We start from the raw sequence: 19,464 nt of genomic DNA, 5'->3' as shown, positions 1-19,464 counted from the left end.
TTTAAATTTTTGATTTCAGTCTACTATTAGAAATTCGCATTTACTCCAAACAAGAATGTTCTTGCTCTTGGATATACATTATTATCAATTCCGTTGAATTTCTCAGGATCTAAACCATTGTATTTTGTTAGAATGAAAACATTCTGAACTCCAGCTGTAAATCTTAAAGAAGCAGCTTTTATGATTGTTTTATCAAAAGTGTATCCAAGTGTAACGTTATCTAATTTTATGAAAGAAGCATCTTTTACAAAATAGTCAGACAAGTAACGTGATGTACCATTATCTTCAAAAGTAAAACCAGTATTATAGTAATCTGAACTTACGTTAGATAAATCAGTTTGTCTTCTTAACCCTGCATCCGAATAACCTAAATTAGAACTTACGTTATCAAAAATCTTGTTTCCAACACTTGCTCTCCAGTTCATTGTAAAATCAAACTTTTTGTAGTTTAAAGTAGAGAACAAACCAAAAGTATAATCCGGTGCAGCTTTTCCTGCTCTGTAACGGTCAGCGGTATCAATTTTTCCATCTCCGTTTCTGTCTACATAAGCTCCCGCAATTGGTCTTTTGTTTGCATCGTATAATTGCTCATATACAAAAAATGAATTTGGCGAATATCCTACTGAGTTGATCAGGATTTTATTTCCGTTACCACCAGCGATATTATCTCCGGTTAAATAACCTTGAAAGCCAGGAACCGTAATTCCTAACTCAGAAATATTCTGATCAATATAAGTTGTATTAAAAGCTACATTCCAAGTTAAATTATCGTTTTTAACAATATCAGAAGCAATACTAAATTCAACCCCTTTTGTTCTTACGCTACCAATATTAAAGAAACCTTGATTTCTAAGATTCGCACCATCAGGAACTGCAATATCTGCTAATAAATCTGTCGATTTTTTATCAAAATAGTTAATAGATCCTGTAATTCTGTCGTTAAGGAATCCGTAATCGATACCAACGTTACCTTCAGCCAATTCTTCCCATTTGATATTTTCGTTATATCCTTCTGGTCTTGCAGTTGAATAAACAGTATTACCAAAAACATACTGTGAGTTAATTGTTCCTAAAGTTACTCTTTGTAAATAATCATACTGAGCAGAAATATCCTGTTGACCAGTTGTACCGTAACCAACTCTTAATTTTAAAGTCGAAATAGTAGCATTATCTTTTAAGAAAGCTTCTTCAGACAAATTCCATGCAAAAGCACCACCTGCAAAATTTCCCCATCTGTTATCTTTAGAGAAACGGGAAGTTCCATCTCTTCTATAATTTAAAGTCAGTAAATATCTGCTGTCATATCCTAAATTCAAACGTCCGAAGAACGATTGTAAGTTAACGTCCGGATCTGTAGCAACATCCTCATTAGGATTTGGCTGTCTTGTTTCACCAGATGAATATTTTTGTTTTTGAAACAATTGGTAGTTATAACCCGCAGTTGCATCAATTTTAATTTTTCCTATATCTTTAGTATAATTAAAATAAGCATTTAAGTTTTTATTTTGAAGTGCATCTGTATAGCTTGAGTAGTTTCCTAAATTCACATAAGCCGGATCACTAAACGCTTTTGGCTGATATCCTAAAGCACTTTGAGTACTTACTTCTGTATAACCGCTACTGTCAAATCTATCAATACCTGCTTCAGCAACAACTCTTAAATCTTCAAAAAAGTGAAGTTTATAATCTACTCTAACATTTCCCCATTTTCTGGTAGAAGTTGCTCTGCGGTCATCCTGATTTAATCTTGCAACAGGATTTCTTGCCGGTAATAATGGTAAGTTTCCAGTTGGCTCTAACCATTCATAATATCCTCCGTAACGAGAACCTGCCTTATATACAGATTGAGTAGGATCAAATCCGATAGCGCTTCCAATAATTGCACCTTCATCCTGAAATTGGTTTTTACCAAAAGATAAATTTCCGCTAATATCAATTTTTAAATGATTATCAAATAAAACAGGATTTAACGATATCGATGTCGTAGTTCTTTCAAAAGAAGTGTTTCTCAGGATTCCGGGATTATCAACATTTCCAACAGATAAACGTACCGGTAATTTGTTAAACAAAGCACCACTTACAGAGATATTGTTGTTAGTCGTCAAAGCAGTATGAAAAATTTCATTTTGCCAGTTTGTATTTGCAGTTCCCAATAAAGCTTGTTGTGCCGGAGATCCTTTTGTTTTTACCAATTCACGGAATTGGTCTGCACTCATTACATCCACCGTATTAGCTACAGTATTGATACCAATTTGAGAACTAAAATTAACTTTTACAGCACCTTTTGATCCTTTTTTAGTTGTAATAACAATTACACCATTTGCAGCACGAGAACCATAAATTGCAGCAGCCGAAGCATCTTTAAGAACAGTAAATGATTCAATATCATTAGGATCAATTGTAGATAAAATACTAGTTGCACCACTTGGAACCGCATTACTTAACGGAAGTCCGTCTAATACAATCAAAGGCTCATTTGAAGCATTTAATGATGATCCGCCACGAATTCTAATATCAGCTTTTGCTCCCGGAGCTCCCCCTCCAGTTACATTAACACCCGAAATACGACCGCTAATTAAACTTTCAGGAGTAACATTAATTCCTTTATTAAAGTCCTTAGCCGCGATTTGTGATACAGAACCTGTTGCATCTTTTTTCTTAACAGTACCATAACCTACCTGTACAACAACTTCTTTAAGTTGGTTTGTATCTTCTTCTAAAGTAACCGGTAATGTTTTTTGTCCGTTAAAGACTATAGTTGACGTTTTATATCCAATAAATGAAACCAAAATTTTGTCTCCATTTTTTAAATTCGATAACTGAAATTTACCGTCAAAATCTGTTGATGTCCCGCCCGGAGCACCTTGTACACTTACATTTACCCCTGGGATTGGTTGTCCCGTTGCCAAGTCGGCAACTGTTCCGGATAAAATACTTTGAGCTAGTACACTAAACGGTAACAGAAGGAATAAAAATAACAACTTTTTGTAAATTGTTTTCATACTTTTTGTTTAAATTAGTTTGAGTTTTTGATTGTTAGTTAAGTTTTTAATTTTACTTCGAATTTCAAAATTAGGAATTTATTAACATGGTCAACCACTTACAATTTTTAATGAGTTACGAAAACGTGATAGTGTTGAAAACTTTCTATATTTTGTAATCTTTTCAGTCAAAAAATGACAAATCGAAAAATAAAAGATACCTTTATTAACAATTAGATTTTTTTCAATAATAACTATGAAACGCAAAATAACCTTAAAACAGATTGCAAGGGAACTTGACGTCTCTATTTCAACTGTCTCAAAATCACTTAGAAACAGTCTGGAAATAGGAGAAGAAACACGTTTAAAAGTTCAGGCTTTTGCAAAGTTTTACAACTACAAACCCAACAATATTGCCCTTAGTTTAAAAAATCGAAAAACCAAAAGTATTGGTATTATCATTCCGGAAATTGTACATTATTTTTTCTCTACCGTAATCAACGGAATCGAACAAGTTGCAAACGAAAACGGATACAGCGTTGTCATTTGTTTATCTGATGATTCATTCGATAAAGAAGTCTTAAATATGGAAATGTTAGCCAATGGAAGTATCGATGGTTTTATCATGTCGCTATCAAAAGAAACCCAATACAAAGGTGATTTTCACCACATTACCGAAGTTATAAATCAGGGAATGCCCGTTGTAATGTTTGACCGTGTTACCAATGATATTTTATGTGATAAAGTAATTATTGATGATAAAGCTGCCGCTTATGAAGCCGTACAAAGTTTAATTGATAATGGCCGAAAAAAAATCGCTCTTGTTACAACGGTTGATTATGTAAGCGTTGGAAAACTAAGAACCGATGGTTACGAAAAAGCGCTGCTGGACAACGGATTACCATTCAATGAAGATTTAATTATAAAAATTGAAGACGTAGATACTTGCGAAATCACAATAAGCCAACTTTTACACGACAGGGCTTTTGATGCTGTTTTTGCAGTAAATGAACTTTTTGCCGTAACAATTATCAAAACAGCCAGCAAAATGGGACTTAAAGTTCCTGAAGATCTTGCCGTAATTGCTTTTACTGACGGAATTATCTCGAAATATTCAACGCCAAGTATTACAACCGTAAGCCAAAGTGGTGAAAAAATGGGAAATAAAGCCGCTAAAATGCTGATCGAAAGACTGGAAGCCGGACATGATGACGACGAAGAAGAAAACGAAAATTACACTACAGAAGTTATAGAAACACATTTGATAAAAAGAGAATCTACTGATTAATTTTCTAAAAATCAACACATTCTAAGACCATAAATTTTATTTATGGTTTTTTTATGATTTGAATTAAAAAAATAATTAATACTTTTACGCCTGCTCAAAGCTTTTACTTTTACTTCGAACCATAAGTAAGTTTTGATAAGCAAAGCGCTTATCGTCTAATTAATTTTTTAATTACGATAATGGAAAAGCGTAAATTAAGTTTCTGGGAAATTTGGAACATGAGTTTCGGTTTCTTGGGAATACAAATGGGGTTTGCACTTCAGAATGCAAATGCCAGCAGAATTCTTCAAATTTTTGGTGCCGACGTACATGAACTATCATGGTTCTGGATTATTGCTCCCCTGATGGGATTAATAGTTCAACCCGTTATTGGTCATTACAGCGATAAAACCTGGGGACGATTTGGTCGTAGAAAGCCCTTTTTTCTTGTTGGTGCAATATTAGCTTCGGTAGGATTAATTTTAATGCCACAAGCTAATATTTTCATTTCAGTATTGCCTGCTTTATGGGTTGGAGCCGGAATGTTAATGATTATGGACGCTTCTTTCAACATTGCAATGGAACCTTTTCGTGCATTGGTTGGAGATAATTTAAGAACAGATCAGCGTACAGCAGGTTTTAGTATTCAAACTTCATTAATTGGTTTTGGAGCCGTAATTGGTTCGGCTTTGCCTTATGTTTTAACCAAGTATTTTCATGTTTCAAATAGTACAGTTCCGGGAAGTGTGCCATTAAACTTAACGCTTTCTTTTATTATTGGAGCGGCAGTTTTAATAGCCTCTATTCTGGTAACTTTATTTACAACAAAAGAATATACTCCTGAAGAATTAGCCAATTTTGAAGATCCTCAAAGTGAAGTCGATATTCCATCTGAAGAAAAATCAAAGCTTTCAGACATTTTTACTGATTTTGCAAAAATGCCAACAACAATGCGTCAGCTAAGTTGGGTACAATTTTTCTCCTGGTTTGGATTATTTGGTATGTGGGTTTTTACAACTCCTGCAATTGCACATCACATTTACGGATTACCATTAAGCGACACTTCAAGCCAGCAATATCAAGATGCCGGAGATTGGGTTGGAATTTTATTTGGAGTTTATAACTTAGTTTCTGCTATTATCGCACTATTTTTCCTTCCGTACATCGCTAAAAAAATCGGAAGAAAATCAACTCACGCAGTTTCATTAATCATTGGAGGAATTGGATTAATATCGATTTATTTCATGCCAAATGAAGATTGGGTTGTATTACCAATGATTTTAGTTGGAGTTGCCTGGGCTAGTATTTTAGCGATGCCTTACGCAATTCTTGCCGGATCAATTGCCCCTAAAAAAATGGGGGTTTACATGGGGATTTTCAACTTTTTCGTTGTTATTCCGCAAATTGTAAATGCACTTATTGGCGGTCCAATTGTAAAATATCTTTACAATGGAGACGCAATTTATGCCTTAATCACAAGTGGAGTCAGTTTTTTAATCGCTGCTCTTTTAGTCTACAAAGTAAAAGATGTAGATGATACTATTCAAAAATCATAAAGAACAATTTCTAATATAATGAACAAAAAAGCATTCATATTCGACCTTGATGGCGTAATTGTCGATACCGCTAAATACCACTTTTTAGCATGGCAGAAAATCGCTCAATCATTAAATATAAATTTTACACACGAAAATAACGAATTACTTAAAGGAGTAAGTCGCATACGTTCGTTAGATATAATTCTTGAATTAGGAAACGTTCAGGCTTCGCAGGAAGACAAAGACAAATGGTTAATTCAAAAAAATGACGATTACTTAACTTATTTAGTTGACATGGACGAAAGCGAGATTCTTCCCGGAGTTTTTAAAATTCTGCAACTATTAAAAGAAAAAAATCAAGGAATTGCGTTGGGATCTGCGAGTAAAAATGCCCGACCAATCCTTGAAAAAACAGGAATCCTTTCGTATTTCGATGTTATTGTTGACGGAAACGACGTTACCAATGCCAAACCAGATCCGGAAGTTTTCCTGAAAGCGGCTCAATTATTAAACATTGATCCAAAAAATTCAATTGTATTCGAAGATTCTGTTGCCGGAATTCAGGCAGCAAACATAGGCGAAATGGTAAGTGTGGGAATTGGTGAGGAAACAATTTTACATGAAGCTAAATACATCTTTAAAGATTTTACCGTAATAGACGAAAACTTTATCGACAAGTTGATTAATTAAAAAATGTGTCAATGAGGCAATTAGAAAATTAGATAATGACTAATTGCACGATACATTTTTCAATTCGTAAAATAGTAAACAACATCAATCAAAGGATAAAACAATTAAAAAATTCAATAGGAAAATAATTATCTCATTTTTCTAATTGACACATTTTCTAATTATCCAATTATCTAATTAAAGAAAAATGAATCAAGATTATATAAAACCAGACAACTGGTCCATCATAGAAGAAGGATTTGATGTAGAAAGAGTAAAATCGTCTGAAAGTCTTTTTAGTATCGGGAACGGTGCTATGGGACAACGCGCGAATTTTGAAGAAACCTATTCCGGAGAAACTTTTCAGGGAAGTTACATTGCCGGAATTTATTACCCGGACAAAACAAAAGTGGGCTGGTGGAAAAACGGATATCCTAAATATTTCGCAAAAGTATTAAATGCTCCCAACTGGATTGGAATTGACGTAGAAATCAACGAAGAAAATCTTGATTTAAATACGTGTACCGAGGTTAGAAATTTCCGTAGAGAATTGAATATGAAAGAAGGATGGTACAATCGCTCTTTTGAAGCTACGTTGAAAAACGGAACTGAAATTGCCGTAAACATTCGTCGTTTTCTTTCTCTTGATTTAGACGAAGCGGGAATTATCAAATATGAAATTACGCCTTTAAACAAAGACGCTAAAATTGTTTACAAACCTTATATTGATGCAGGAGTAACCAATGAAGATGCAAACTGGGAAGAAAAATTCTGGGAACCATTAGAAGTAAAAAAATCAAATAGTGATGCATTTGTAACCGCGCAAACGTTTAAAACGCATTTTAAAGTTACGACTTTCATGCACAATACGATTTTTGCAAACGGTGAAAATGTGAATATTTCACCTTCAACAATAGATTCAACAGCTGATAAAGTTCAGTTTACTTATGGAACTATTATCGCAAAAGGACAAACCTCATCAATTCAAAAAATTGGAGGATATACCGTTTCTTTAAACCACGATAATACTTTGGCTGCAGCCGAAAAATGTATAAAAGCTGCCGTAAATTTAGGTTATGAAACTTTGCTTCAAAATCAAATTGATGCATGGGCAAAAATCTGGGAAATGTCAGATATTACGATTGATGGTGATGTAAAAGCACAACAAGGAATTCGTTTCAACATCTTTCAATTAAACCAGACTTATTTAGGAAAAGATTCCCGTTTGAATATTGGTCCAAAAGGTTTCACCGGAGAAAAATACGGCGGATCTACTTATTGGGATACTGAGGCATATTGTATTCCGTTTTACATGGCAACTAAAGATCAGCAAGTTGCGAGGAACTTATTGACGTATCGTTTCAATCAATTAGACAAAGCGATTGAAAATGCTAAAGACAATTTAGGTTTCAAAAATGGCGCAGCATTGTACCCAATGGTTACCATGAACGGTGAAGAATGCCATAACGAATGGGAAATCACGCACGAAGAAATCCACAGAAATGGTGCGATTGCTTTTGCGATTTTCAATTACAATCGTTTTACCGGAGATTACTCTTATATTCCTGAAAAAGGTCTGGAAGTTTTAATTGGGATAGCGCGTTTCTGGCACCAAAGAGCTTCGTTTTCTAAAGATAAAAATCAATACGTTATTCTTGGCGTTACAGGTCCAAACGAATACGAAAACAACATTAATAATAATTTCTACACCAATTATATTGCAAAATGGTGTATTGATTATGCATCGGAACAAATTAAAAAAGTGGCTGTAGAATATCCTTCAGATCACAAACGTATTTTAGAAAAAGTAAATCTTTCGGTTTCAGAAATTCAGGAATGGAAAAAAGTAGCGGATAATATGTATTTCCCAAAATCAGAAGAATTGGGAGTTTATTTACAACAAGATGGCTTTTTAGACAAAGATTTAGTTCCTGTAAAAGATTTAGATAAAGCACAACGCCCAATCAATCAAAAATGGTCTTGGGATCGTGTTTTACGTTCGCCTTACATCAAACAAGCCGACGTTTTACAATGTTTTTATTTCTTCGAAGATCATTTTTCTAAAGAAGAATTAGAAAGAAATTTCGATTTTTATGAATCATTTACCGTTCATGAAAGTTCACTTTCGCCTTGTGTGCACTCGATTCAGGCAGCCCATTTAGACAAAATGGATATGGCATATACTTTCTATTTAAGAACTTCTCGTCTTGATCTTGATGATTATAATAAAGAAGTTGAAGAAGGTTGTCATATTACCTCAATGGCAGGAACATGGATGAGTATTGTAGAAGGTTTTGGTGGAATGAGGGTTAAAAATGACCAACTTCATTTTTCTCCAAAAATTCCAAAAGAATGGGAAGGTTACTCTTTTAAAATCAACTTTAGAAATCAAATTTTAAAAGTTTCCGTGAATCATAATGAAACCAATTTTACTGTAGATGGAGATCAGGATTTAACAATCATAGTTAACGGAAATCCCGTAATCGCAAGTAAATTGTTACAAATAAATTAAATTAAAATACTCTAAAAACTAAAAAACATGAAAAACTTATTTTTCGCAAGTTTAATCTTGTTTGCTTTTAGCTCAATTGCAAAAGCGCAACAATTAAAATCACCCGAAGGCAAGTTTGTAATGGAATTTTCTCTTCAAAACGACGGAACTCCAACTTACACTTTAAAATACAAAAATAAAGACGTTATCAAAACCAGTAAATTAGGTCTTGAACTTAAAGATGATAAAAAATCTTTATTAAACGATTTTACAGTTGTTGACACAAAAACTTCGACTTTTGATGAAACCTGGAAACCGGTTTGGGGAGAAGTTGACAACATTAGAAATCATTATAATGAACTGGCGGTTACTTTAAATCAAAAAGGAACTGAAAGACAAATCATAATTCGTTTTCGTTTATTTGATGACGGTTTAGGATTTAGATATGAATTTCCGGCTCAAAAGAATCTTACTTATTTCGTAATCAAAGAAGAAAGAACTCAATTTGCAATGGCGGGCGACCACACGGCATTTTGGATTCCAGGAGATTATGACACGCAGGAATACGATTATACAAAATCTAAATTATCTGAAATTAGAGGTTTGTCTGAAAAAGCATTTACAGCAAATGTTTCGCAAAAAAACTTTTCACCAACAGGAGTTCAGACTTCTTTGATGTTGAAAACAAATGATGGTTTATACATCAATTTACACGAAGCGGCACTGATCAATTATTCGTGTATGCACCTGAATCTTGATGATAAAAACATGATTTTCGAATCTTGGTTAACGCCGGATGCAAAAGGTGATAAAGGTTATATGCAAGCGCCAAGTCACTCGCCTTGGAGAACGATTATGGTAAGTGATGACGCGAGAGAAATCCTGGCTTCAAAAATGACTTATAACTTAAACGATCCATCTAAAATTGATGATACTTCGTGGATTAAACCCGTAAAATATGTTGGTGTTTGGTGGGAAATGATTACAGGAAAAAGCTCTTGGTCGTACACAAACGATTTCCCAACAGTGCAATTGGGCGTTTCTGATTTCTCAAAAGCAAAACCAAGCGGAACTCACGGAGCAAACAACGCAAACGTAAAAAAATACATTGATTTTGCTGCTGCAAATGGTTTCGACGCTGTTTTGGTTGAAGGCTGGAACGAAGGTTGGGAAGATTGGTTTGGTCACTCAAAAGATTATGTTTTTGACTTTGTAACACCTTATCCTGATTTTGATGTAAAAGGTTTGCACGAATATGCAAAATCTAAAGGAATCAAAATTATCATGCACCATGAAACTTCTGGTTCTGTTAGAAACTACGAGCGTCATATGGATAAAGCATACCAATTCATGAAAGACAACGGATATGATGCTGTAAAAAGCGGATATGTTGGAGATATTTTGCCTCGCGGTGAAAATCATTACGATCAATGGATTGTAAACCATTATCAATATGCGATTGAAAAAGCAGCTGATTATAAAATTATGGTAAACGCTCACGAAGCTGTTCGTCCAACCGGAATTTGCAGAACATATCCTAACTTAATTGGAAACGAAGCAGCAAGAGGAACAGAATACCAAGCTTTTGGAGGTTCAAAACCAAATCACGTAACGGTTTTACCATTTACACGTTTAATTGGTGGTCCAATGGATTATACGCCTGGAATCTTCGAAATGGATATCAGCAAAATGAATCCTGATAATAAATCTCATGTAAATAGTACAATTTGTAATCAATTGGCTTTGTACGTTACAATGTACAGTCCGTTGCAAATGGCGGCTGATACTCCAGAGAATTACAACCGTTTTCCAGACGCATTCCAGTTCATTAAAGATGTGGCTGTAGATTGGTCAGAAAGTAAATATATCGAAGCTGAACCAGGTGATTTTATTACCGTTGCCCGTAAAGCAAAAGGAACAAACAATTGGTTCGTAGGAAACGTAAACGGAGAAACATCTCGTACCTCAAACATCGATTTCAGTTTCCTTGAAAAAGGTAAAAAATACACTGCTACAATTTATGCTGATGCAAAAGATGCGAACTACAAAACAAATCCGCAAGCTTACACCATCAAGAAAATTGCTGTAACAAACAAATCAAAATTATCGCAGTTATCTGCTCCAGGCGGAGGTTATGCAATTAGCATAATCGAAACTAAATAATTTTTTTAAAGACAAGTAATTTTCCCTAAGATTACTTGTCTTTTTTTTAATCATCAACCTTTTTGTCACATCGAGCGGAGTCGAGATGCCGCAAAGGTTCTCGACTCCGCTCGAACTGACAATACTTTAAATCAAACCTACAAGGTTTTGGAAACCTTGCAGGAAAAACTAAACTATAAATTATGAGAACTCAAACAAGCCATATTATTTATAAAATACTCCTCTTCATTCTTGTCTTTTCTGCTTCCGCGAAAGCGCAAATCCAGAAAGTAGAACCACCATTTTGGTACGCAGGAATGAAAAATCCTGAAGTACAGATAATGTTCTACGGAAAAAATATTGCGCAATATGAAGCTTCGGTTTCAAACAATGTGGTGATTAAAAATGTAGAAAAAACAGAGAATCCAAATTACCTTTTTGTTACAATCGACACACAAAATCTAAAAGCTTCTGAATTGGTTTTCTCTTTCAAAACTAAAAACAAAGTCGCATTTACACAGAAATATTCCCTTAAGGAAAGAAGAACAAATTCGGCCGACAGAAAAAGTTACGATGCATCGGATATGATTTACTTAATCATGCCGGATCGTTTTGCTAATGGAAATCTGAAAAATGACAGCGATGCCGCTTTAACCGAAAAAGGAAACAGACAAGATCCTAGCGGACGTCATGGCGGCGATATCGAAGGAATTATTAAAAACTTAGATTACATTTCGTCTCTTGGCGCAACAACAATCTGGAGCACGCCTTTATGTGAAGACAATGACAAACAACATTCGTATCATACTTACGGACAATCTGATGTTTATAAAATTGATTCTCGTTACGGAACTAATGAAGATTACGTTCGTTTATCTTCAGAAATGCATAAAAAAGACCTTAAACTGGTGATGGATTATGTGACCAATCACTGGGGAATTACACATTGGATGATAAAGGATTTACCAACTAAATCGTGGCTTAATCAATTCGAAAATTACACACAAACGCATCACAGACGCGAAGTACTTACAGATATTCACGCCTCAAAACTAGATCAGGAAGTTTGCGTTGATGGATGGTTTGTACCTTCTATGCCGGATTTGAATCTTAAAAATCCTTTGGTTGCAAAATATCTTACTCAAAACGCAATTTGGTGGATAGAATATGCAAATCTTGACGGTTTCAGAGTTGATACCTACAATTATTCTGATGCTACAGCAATGGCAAATTGGGCAAAATCGATCACAACCGAATATCCAAACTTTAATATTGTTGGAGAAATCTGGATGCACAATCAGGCGAATTTAGCATATTGGCAAAAAGACAGTAAAATTGGCGCGATCGAAAACTATAATTCGAATTTGCCAAGTGTAATGGATTTCACTTTAAACGATCAAATTACTTCTGCATTTAATGACGATGAAGCAAATTGGGATAACGGAATGATTAAATTCTATAACAATTTCGCAATGGATTTTTTATATCCAAACACAAATAATATTCTGATTTTTGCTGAAAATCACGATACAGATCGTATCAACGATAAGTATAAATATGACTTTACAAAATACAAACTGGTAATGACTTTGTTGGCAACCGTTCGCGGAATTCCGCAATTGTATTACGGTTCAGAAATTGGGATGGGCGGCGATAAAAGTAAAAATGGCGATGCAGGCATTCGTCAGGATTTTCCGGGCGGATGGGCTGGCGATAAAAACAACGCTTTTACAAACGAAGGAAGAACTGCTGAACAAGCAAAATATTTCGATTTTACTTCAAAATTATTCAACTGGAGAAAATCAAATGAAGCGGTTCACTTCGGGAAAATGACACATTATATTCCGGAGAATAACACTTATGTTTATTTTAGATATACTGATGCTAAAACGGTTATGGTTGTTTTCAATAATAATACAAAGGAACAATCTGTAAAAACAAATCGCTTTAAAGAAAACATCAAAAACTTTAAATCAGGAAAAGATATTCTAACCGGAAAAACATTCGATTTAGCTACTGAAATTACTTTGGAACCAAAATCAGCAATTGTTTTAGAATTGGAATAGTTTTTAAACACATAGTATATAATGTAGATGCACACAGCAGTGCGTCTACGCAAAGTTTTTCCGCCACGAATTCACGAATATTATAAGACAATAATTCGTGAATTCGTGGCGGAATTTTTTATTATGAACTTTTCTTTCTTTATCTTTAAGATTCATAATAATTTCAATGAATAACGACAATACTTCAAAAACACCTTTCGTTTGGGAAGGAGCAAATATTTATTTTTTACTTACAGATCGTTTTTATAACGGAAATCCTTCGAACGATATAAACTTCAACCGAACAAAAACTACCGGAAAACTCCGTGGTTTTGAAGGCGGAGATATCCTGGGAATTATAAAAAAAATCGACGAAGGTTATTTCGATCAATTAGGAATAAACGTAATTTGGCTTACGCCGATTGTAGAACAAATTCACGATGGCGTTGACGAAGGAACCGGACTTACTTATGGATATCATGGTTATTGGGCAAGAGACTGGACGGCTTTAGATCCAAACTGTGGAACTAAAGAAGACTTGTCAAATCTTGTCAAAAAAGCACACGAAAAAGGTATCAGAATTATGCTTGACGGCGTTATCAATCATACGGGACCCGTAACTCCCGAAGATCCTATCTGGCCGGAAGACTGGGTTAGAACCGGAATTGTTTGTGATTACAAATCATTCGAAAATACTACAATGTGTACTCTTGTAGATAATCTTCCGGATGTAAGAACCGAAAGCACACAGGAAGTAGAATTGCCATCTTTTTTAATTGAAAAGTGGAAAAACGAAGATCGTTATGATAAAGAAATTACGTCGTTAAATGAATTTTTCGAAAGAACAAAATACCCAAGAACACCAAAATATTATATCATAAAATGGTTAACCGATTATATACTGGAATTCGGAATTGACGGTTACAGATGCGATACCGTAAAACATACCGAAGAAATTGTCTGGGTCGATTTTAAAAAAGAATGCGAATACGCTTTTGAAACCTGGAAAAAACATCATCCTTTACAAGTTCTGGATCAAAACCCGTTTTACACAATTGCTGAGGTTTACGGTTATGAAATTAGTGGCGGATTAGATTATGATTTTGGAGATCGAAAAGTAAATTACTTTCAACATGGTTTTAACTCGATGATTAATTTTGAGTTTAAACTAGATGTACAAAATGATTATGAAATAATATTTTCGAAGTATTCAGAAAAACTTCAAAATGAATTAAAAGGTTTTAGCGTTCTTAATTATATATCCTCGCACGATGATCCTGATCCTTTTGATGCAAATCGTAATCGAACTTTTGAATCTGGGACCAAGTTATTGCTTTCTCCTGGAATCTCACAAGTTTATTATGGTGATGAATCAGGTCGTTCTCTTGTCATTGATGGCACAGAAGGCGATGCAACATTAAGATCATTCATGAATTGGGAAGACATTGAATCCAAGGAAGAAACTCAAAGAATACTTTTGCATTGGCAGAAACTAGGGCAATTCCGAAGAAATCATCCAGCAATTGGCGCCGGAATTCACCAACAGATTTCAGCAAAACCATATATCTTTTCCAGAATTTATACGAATGAAAATTATACTGATGAAGTTATAATTGGCTTAGATTTAGGAACTGGTTCCAAAGAACTTCCTGTAGATTCCATTTTTAAAGACGGAACGCGATTAAAAGATGCTTTTTCAGGAATTGAAACAGAAGTTCAAAACGGAAAAGCAATAGTTGATTCTGAATTTGGACTGGTTTTATTAGAACTTGCTTAAAAAAAAGAAACGCGAAATTGCAAAGTTTTTTTTCACGCAGATTTTGCAGATTTGAGCAGATTTAAATTTTAAGATTTATCTGCTTGATCTGCTTAAATCTTTTAAAATCTGCGTGAAAAAAAAATCATTTTAATCCTATAGTCTGTTGTTAACTTTTTATCTAATCCTTAGCGCACTTTGCGTAAAACTTTGCGACCTTTGCGGTTAAATCTCAATACATGCTAAAAATAGCGCATCGCGGTGCAAACGGATACGAACCTGAGAATACTTTAAAATCTTTCCAAAAAGCATTAGACTTAAATGCTGACGGAATCGAACTCGATGTTCACCTTAGTTCTGACGGCCATATTATAGTCATTCACGATGAAACGATCGACAGAACGACCAACGCTACAGGTTTTGTAAATACTTTTTCTTTAGCTGAATTAACAACGTTTTTGATTGATGGAAAATATCAAATTCCGACTTTAAATGAGGTTTTTGATTTAGTAGATAAAAAATGCCTAATCAATATTGAATTAAAAGGTTTAGGCACCGCAGGTAAAGTTGTTGCTTTAATTGAAGAATATATTTCGGATAAAAACTGGAATTATAATCATTTCATTGTTTCAAGTTTTAATTGGGATTTACTGCAAGAAACATCAAATCTAAATTCAAATATTAAAATTGGAGTTTTGACGGAAGAAGATCTGGATAAAGCTTTGGCTTTCGCCGAATCAATTAAAGCATATGCCATTCATCCGGATTTTCAATTGCTAACTTTGGAAAACACGAAAGAAATGCAGGAAAAAGGATTTCTGGTTTTACCCTGGACAGTAGATGATTCAGAAGATATTCGAAGAATAAAAAGCTATAACGTAGACGGAATCATATCTGATTTTCCAGATAAAATATAAAATAGCCACAGATTAAAAGGATTTAAAAGATTTAAAATCTATACTAATCTTTTTAATCTGTGGCAAAAAATAATACAACCCATCAGATTTAAAATTTGTGCTAATTCGTGCAATTCGTGGCAAAAAACAAACTCATGGCAAACCAAATAATATGATCATAAATTTCGACATAATAATTGTTGGCGGAGGCGCTGCAGGTTTTTTTACAGCGATTAATATTGCAGAGAAAAATCCGAAACTGAAAATTGCCATTTTAGAACGAGGGAAAGAAGTACTTTCTAAAGTTCGTGTTTCCGGTGGCGGAAGATGCAACGTAACGCACGCTTGTTTTGAACCAAATGAATTGGTCAAATTTTATCCGCGTGGCGAAAAAGAGCTTCGCGGACCTTTTCATCAGTTTTGTTCCGGAGATACAATTGAATGGTTTGAAAAACATGGTGTAGAATTAAAAATCGAAGATGACGGAAGAATGTTTCCGGTTTCAAATTCATCTCAAACCATAATCGATTGTTTCCTGGAAGCAACCGGAAAATTCGGAATTAAACTACTAACCGGACAAAGTGTACAATCGATTTTTAAAGCCGAAAATCATTGGAAAATTGATACTCAGGATACAAATTATGCTACAGAAAAATTAGTTCTTGCAACCGGAAGTAATCCTAAAATCTGGGAAATGCTGCAAACACAAGGACACGCGATTGTAAGTCCTGTTCCTTCCCTATTCACTTTCAATATTAAAGATTCCCGTATAAAAGAATTACCCGGTGTTGCGGCACAAGTTACTGTAAACGTAAAAGATACCAAACTTGAATCAACCGGTCCTTTATTAATTACACATTGGGGAATGAGCGGTCCGGCTATTTTAAAGCTTTCGGCTTGGGGAGCGCGCACTTTATTCGATAAAAATTATCAGTTTACCATTTATGTCAATTGGTTAAATGATGTTGATACTGAAGATGCCGAAAAAATCCTGAAAGACTTAAAACAGGAACACGCTAAAAAAGCAGTTTCGAAAAAATCTCCTTTTGATTTCCCAAATCGTTTATGGGAAAGTTTGGTTTTGGCTTCAGCAATTGAAACTGAAACTAAATGGGCTGATTTATCGAAAACACAATTACAAAATTTAGCTTCTCAATTGACAAAAGCAACTTTTCAGGTAAACGGAAAAAGCACTTTTAAGGAAGAATTTGTAACCGCAGGCGGAATTGATCTCAAAGAAATCAATTTTAAAACTATGGAAAGTAAATTGCATCAAAACATGTATTTTGCCGGAGAAATAGTAAACATCGATGCAATAACTGGAGGATTTAATTTTCAGAATGCCTGGACAAGCGGGTTTATAGTGGCAAATAATATATAAAGAATGAAATTTAAAGGAATTATTTTTGATTTAGACGGAACGTTGGTCAATTCATTAGAAGACATTTCGGACGCGATGAATGTCGTACTAACAAGTCTAAATCATCCAACTCATACTTACGACACCTATCAATATTTTATAGGAAGCGGTTTGCGAAATTTGGTAAGCAAAGCTTTACCGGCATCAAACAATAGTGACGAGCAAATTGAAATATGTTTTGATTGTATGATTAACGAATATCGCGAAATTTGCACGCTAAAAACAAAACCATACGAAGGCATTGTTGAATTATTAAATAATTTGATTTCAAAGGATATTAAATTGGCTGTTTTTTCAAATAAAGCGGATGAACTTACTAAAAAAATAGCGACAGAAATATTTCCTGACTATTTTGAGAATGCCGTTGGACTAAGTACTGAAGCCCTTAAAAAACCAAATCCGTTTGAAGCATTACAAATAAGTAAAAGCTGGAATTTAAAACCCGAAGAAATCCTTTTTGTTGGAGATTCTGATATTGATATGCAAACAGCCAAGAATGCTAATATGTTAGCTGTTGGAGTAACCTGGGGTTATCGAACAGAACAAGAACTGATAGAAAGTGGGGCAAAATTGGTAATAAACAATCCTTTGGAATTAATTGAAATATTGTAAAATTTATAGTCGCAGTTTTCAGTCACGGTCTGAAACTTCGACTGTGAGTGAAAACTATTCAAATCCGAATTAACAAGATTTTACAGATTTTCTAAGTTTTCATTAAGACAATTCTAATAATTTTACTTTCCGTTACATTCAAATAAGTTAAAGTGAAATCATTACAATAATTTCTTTTTTTGACTTACCAAATTTTCTATTTCTCAAACAGAAAACTCTTAAAGGAAGTTTTCTGTAAAAAAATCTAAATATGAAAGTAGCTAAACAACCAAACCAAGATTAAACAAAATACCACTAAATGAAAGTAATATTATTTACAATAATTTCTTTTTTAACCTATCATCTTTCAATTTCTCAAACAGAAAAATTAATCCACGGAAGAGTCTTTTCCAATAATTATCCGATAAATAAAGTTGAGGTTATAAACAAAACAGCGAAAATCAGTACAACGACAAATTATTTAGGAGAATTCTCAATTCAGGTACAAGCAAAAGACAGTTTACTATTTTTCTCTAAAGATTACTTTTTTACAAGATTAAAATTAACTCAGGAAAATATTGATCAAAACAATCTTGTTGTCAATATGAGCGCCAAGGCATTTGAGTTAGATGAGGTCGTAATAACCAATATCAAATTTGATCCCGTACACACTTCCCAAAGAGATATTGATGGAATAAAATTTGCAAAAGACAACCAATCTTTACAAAAATATACTGGCGTTTACGACGGAAGTATTGCAAATGGTATGGACTTTACCAGAATGGGTAAAGGACTTTTTAATTTATTTAATAACGATAAAAAGGACGAACTCAAAAAGAAAACTTCGGAAACTGTTTTCAAAAAGCTGGTAGCGGCATCAATCCCTCGTGACTTTTTTACAAAACAATTAAAATTAAAACCCGAAGAAGTTGATTTATTTATTGATTTCTGTGATGCTGATTCAAGATCTGCAAAACTTATAGAAAACAATAATATCTTAACCACAATGGATTTTTTATATGCTAAAAACGAAATGTTTAAGAAAGCAAAATTAGAAGTTCTAAACTAAAAATTATCTGTTAAGCCACCAAATACTGGCATTTAAAATTGCTGCAAAAGCAACCCACGCCATATACGGAATTAATAAATATCCGGCTGTTTTATTGGTTTTCACGAACTTTAAGTACGTCTCGTAGATCATTAACCATAAAAGTGCAATCTCAATTAAAGCCAACATCGGGTTTTTTAATCCGAAGAATAAATACGACCAAATGGCATTTAATGTCAATTGAATCAAAAAGAAACCTAACGCTTTTTTTACTTCTTCGTTTTGTTCTTTTATTTTATCCCAAACTAATCCGGCCGCAACCGCCATTAAAATATATAGCAAAGTCCACATTGGCATAAAAATCCAATTGGGCGGATTAAAAACTGGTTTTATAATAGTTGGATACCACGTTTCAACACTTGGTCTTGTAACCGTGCTCGCAGAATATCCTACCATTAAACAAATAACCAGCGCTATGATAATTTTGACAACTTTATTCATTCTATTCAATTTTTATCCAAAAATAGTTAAAAAGAAATGTAAACCATATAAGAGATAAAGTTCATTTTAGTTCAAGCCCAACTTATATTTTCTTATATAACTTATATGGTGAAATATTA

13 protein-coding genes are annotated in these 19,464 nt (G+C 34.0%); 11 read left to right on the top strand and 2 right to left on the bottom strand.

Going from position 1 to position 19,464, the window contains the following annotated elements; genetic code table 11:
- Positions 1 to 26: 26 nt before the first annotated feature.
- A complete protein-coding gene (locus ACHZDT_RS19580; protein WP_394776387.1) occupies positions 27 to 3,002 on the bottom strand; it encodes a SusC/RagA family TonB-linked outer membrane protein in 2,976 nt (991 codons plus the stop codon).
- Between the two features lie 235 nt (positions 3,003 to 3,237).
- Between ACHZDT_RS19580 and ACHZDT_RS19575 the strand changes: the two genes are divergently transcribed.
- The 11 genes from ACHZDT_RS19575 to ACHZDT_RS19525 all read left to right on the top strand — a co-directional run bounded on the left by ACHZDT_RS19575 (position 3,238) and on the right by ACHZDT_RS19525 (position 18,865).
- Positions 3,238 to 4,269 (top strand): LacI family DNA-binding transcriptional regulator, encoded by a 1,032-nt coding sequence (locus ACHZDT_RS19575; RefSeq protein ID WP_394776385.1) that lies wholly within the window; start codon positions 3,238 to 3,240, stop codon positions 4,267 to 4,269.
- A gap of 179 nt (positions 4,270 to 4,448) precedes the next feature.
- Positions 4,449 to 5,804, top strand: a complete 1,356-nt coding sequence (locus tag ACHZDT_RS19570; RefSeq protein WP_394776384.1) for an MFS transporter — start codon at positions 4,449 to 4,451, stop codon at positions 5,802 to 5,804.
- An 18-nt stretch (positions 5,805 to 5,822) separates the two neighbouring features.
- Positions 5,823 to 6,476 (top strand): beta-phosphoglucomutase, encoded by a 654-nt coding sequence (pgmB, locus tag ACHZDT_RS19565; RefSeq protein ID WP_394776383.1) that lies wholly within the window; start codon positions 5,823 to 5,825, stop codon positions 6,474 to 6,476.
- A gap of 187 nt (positions 6,477 to 6,663) precedes the next feature.
- On the top strand, positions 6,664 to 8,967 hold the full coding sequence (locus ACHZDT_RS19560) for a glycoside hydrolase family 65 protein (protein WP_394776382.1): 2,304 nt from the start codon (positions 6,664 to 6,666) through the stop codon (positions 8,965 to 8,967).
- Between the two features lie 27 nt (positions 8,968 to 8,994).
- A complete protein-coding gene (locus ACHZDT_RS19555) occupies positions 8,995 to 11,109 on the top strand; it encodes a glycoside hydrolase family 97 protein (RefSeq protein WP_394776381.1) in 2,115 nt (704 codons plus the stop codon).
- A 182-nt stretch (positions 11,110 to 11,291) separates the two neighbouring features.
- Complete coding sequence (locus ACHZDT_RS19550) at positions 11,292 to 13,154, top strand: glycoside hydrolase family 13 protein (RefSeq protein ID WP_394776380.1); 1,863 nt, start codon at positions 11,292 to 11,294, stop codon at positions 13,152 to 13,154.
- 166 nt (positions 13,155 to 13,320) lie between these two features.
- The gene (locus tag ACHZDT_RS19545; RefSeq protein ID WP_394776379.1) at positions 13,321 to 14,910 is read left to right on the top strand and encodes an alpha-amylase family glycosyl hydrolase; all 1,590 of its coding nucleotides are present in this window, start codon (positions 13,321 to 13,323) and stop codon (positions 14,908 to 14,910) included.
- 218 nt (positions 14,911 to 15,128) lie between these two features.
- Positions 15,129 to 15,806: a glycerophosphodiester phosphodiesterase gene (locus tag ACHZDT_RS19540; protein WP_394776377.1), complete on the top strand. Its 678-nt coding sequence runs from the start codon at positions 15,129 to 15,131 to the stop codon at positions 15,804 to 15,806.
- A 151-nt stretch (positions 15,807 to 15,957) separates the two neighbouring features.
- Positions 15,958 to 17,166 carry an NAD(P)/FAD-dependent oxidoreductase gene (locus tag ACHZDT_RS19535; RefSeq protein WP_394776376.1) on the top strand — a complete coding sequence of 403 codons (1,209 nt, stop codon included), beginning with the start codon at positions 15,958 to 15,960 and terminating at the stop codon, positions 17,164 to 17,166.
- A 3-nt stretch (positions 17,167 to 17,169) separates the two neighbouring features.
- Positions 17,170 to 17,817 carry an HAD family hydrolase gene (locus tag ACHZDT_RS19530; protein WP_394776375.1) on the top strand — a complete coding sequence of 216 codons (648 nt, stop codon included), beginning with the start codon at positions 17,170 to 17,172 and terminating at the stop codon, positions 17,815 to 17,817.
- Positions 17,818 to 18,115: 298 nt separating this feature from the next.
- Positions 18,116 to 18,865 carry a hypothetical protein gene (locus ACHZDT_RS19525; protein ID WP_394776374.1) on the top strand — a complete coding sequence of 250 codons (750 nt, stop codon included), beginning with the start codon at positions 18,116 to 18,118 and terminating at the stop codon, positions 18,863 to 18,865.
- A 3-nt stretch (positions 18,866 to 18,868) separates the two neighbouring features.
- Here the strand turns inward: ACHZDT_RS19525 and ACHZDT_RS19520 are convergent, their stop codons facing one another.
- Positions 18,869 to 19,345 carry a TspO/MBR family protein gene (locus tag ACHZDT_RS19520; RefSeq protein WP_394776373.1) on the bottom strand — a complete coding sequence of 159 codons (477 nt, stop codon included), beginning with the start codon at positions 19,343 to 19,345 and terminating at the stop codon, positions 18,869 to 18,871.
- Positions 19,346 to 19,464: the final 119 nt, after the last annotated feature.

This window comes from Flavobacterium sp. (assembly GCF_043722275.1).
Classification (GTDB): Bacteria; Bacteroidota; Bacteroidia; order Flavobacteriales; family Flavobacteriaceae; genus Flavobacterium.
This window is presented reverse-complemented; position numbering and strand designations above follow the sequence as displayed.